The following is a 1887-nucleotide window of genomic DNA, read 5'->3' as shown; positions in this document are numbered from 1 at the left end:
GATTGACAATCGAGTGGGGTGTGCCAAGAACGCGAGCGTCAGATGACCGATGCTTGCGGTGCTTTACCAGAGATGAAGGAAGGGCCCTTCGGAGTCGGCCTGCAGGGGCAGGCTCCAAACCACCACGAGCTGCGCGGGTAAAGAGTCCGCGTGGTGAGCGTCGTTGGAAAAAGGCAGAGTTCGACTCTGTCAGGTAAGGATCGAAGAGACGAACGCGAGTGAACCGCTGAAGACGTGTCGAAATTGTCCCAGAAGATGTCGAAACCGGAGAGCCCACTTGCTCCGGGACAAGATCGGGCGATGCCTGCTGACGACCCGATCGGCATCCGGCACATAGGCGGCGTGACTTTGATTCAGGCTTTGGTAAGGAACTTGGGAACCTGTCGTCCCGATGTGAAGGGAGAAATTCAAGTGGAAGGACTCCACAAGGATGAGAGTACCGATGCGGGGCACAGGGGCGGAGACGCCTGTAGTAGGGTTGAAGGTCCTGTAATGGGACTGGACCGAAGGGGCGTCATCGTCTGGCTTTATCCTGCGGGCAACCTGCGAGGGGAGGACCTGCATGGATAAAGCAAAGCCGTTTAGTATTTCCAAACGTGAGGTCTGGGAAGCATATAAACAGGTGAAGGCCAACCGCGGAGCGGCGGGCGTGGATGAACAGTCGATGCAGGAATTCGAGGCGGATCTGAAGAATAATCTGTATCGAATCTGGAATCGGATGTCGTCCGGCAGTTACATGCCGCCACCGGTACTGCGGGTTGACATACCGAAAGCTGGGGGTGCGGGGACGAGATCGTTGGGTATACCCACGATCTCTGATCGCATCGCTCAGACGGTGGTCAAGCGATATCTGGAATCGCTTGTGGAACCTGTGTTTCATGACGATTCATATGGATATCGTCCTGGGCGGTCTGCGCATCGGGCACTCGACGTGGCTCGGCAGCGATGCTGGAGCTACGCTTGGGCGCTGGATCTCGACATCAAGAATTTCTTCGGCAGTATCGACTGGGAACTCATGATGCGAGCGGTGCGCCGCCACACGGATTGCGCATGGGTGCTGCTGTACGTTGAGCGCTGGCTCAAGGCACGCGTGCAAATGCCGGACGGGACCGTGATGCAACCGGACAAGGGCACCCCGCAAGGCGGTGTCGTCAGTCCAGTGCTGGCCAATCTGTTTCTCCATTATGCTCTCGACCGATGGATGCAAACGCATCACCCCGATGTGCCATTCGAGCGTTACGCGGACGATGCCATCTATCACTGCAAGAGCGAAGAGCAAGCTCGGTTGCTGCGGCAGGAAGTGGAGGTTCGGCTTGCGGAGTGCAAGTTGGCCTTGCATCCAGAGAAGACCAAAATCGTGTACTGCAAGCAAGCCAATCGGCCTGTGGACTATCCAACCTGCCAGTTCGACTTTCTGGGCTATACGTTCCGGCCACGGAGCGTGATGAATCGGATGGGCAAACTGTCTGTCGGTTTTACTCCGGCGGTGAGCAATAAAGCAGCCAAGGCGATGCGCCAGGAGTTGCGTCGCAAGCCGCTGTGGCATCGTTCCGATCTGACGCTGAATGACCTGGCGGATTACACTCGTCCGATTCTGCGGGGCTGGATTCAGTACTACGGGCGGTTCTCACGGTCGGTCCTCGCGCAGGTGCTGCGATATGTTGATGCGGCGCTGGTGCGGTGGGCACGGCGGAAGTACAAGTCTCTTTCCAGACGTCCGGCGCGAGCCTGGACGTGGCTGTCGGGGATCCGATCCCGGCAGCCCGGGTTGTTTGCCCACTGGAGCGTGGAGGCGGCGGTTGGACGATAAGAGCCGGATGAATCGAGAGATTCACGTCCGGATCCGTGAGAGCGTGAGGGTGCAATTCCCTTGCGCTACTCGACGAT

The 1887-nt window shown here is 58.1% G+C and carries 1 protein-coding gene; it reads left to right on the top strand.

Going from position 1 to position 1887, the window contains the following annotated elements; translation table 11 throughout:
- The first annotated feature begins 562 nt into the window (after positions 1-562).
- Positions 563-1810 (top strand): group II intron reverse transcriptase/maturase, encoded by a 1248-nt coding sequence (ltrA, locus tag C7411_RS36725; protein ID WP_110389029.1) that lies wholly within the window; start codon positions 563-565, stop codon positions 1808-1810.
- Positions 1811-1887 lie beyond the last annotated feature (77 nt).

The organism is Paraburkholderia silvatlantica (assembly GCF_003096715.1).
In the GTDB taxonomy this organism is placed as follows: Bacteria; Pseudomonadota; Gammaproteobacteria; order Burkholderiales; family Burkholderiaceae; genus Paraburkholderia; species Paraburkholderia silvatlantica.
This window is presented reverse-complemented; position numbering and strand designations above follow the sequence as displayed.

What these genes read in the sequence shown, in the direction of transcription:
- ltrA (WP_110389029.1), top strand. Translation starts at nt 563, where the DNA reads ATGGATAAAGCAAAGCCGTTTAGTATTTCCAAACGTGAGGTCTGGGAA.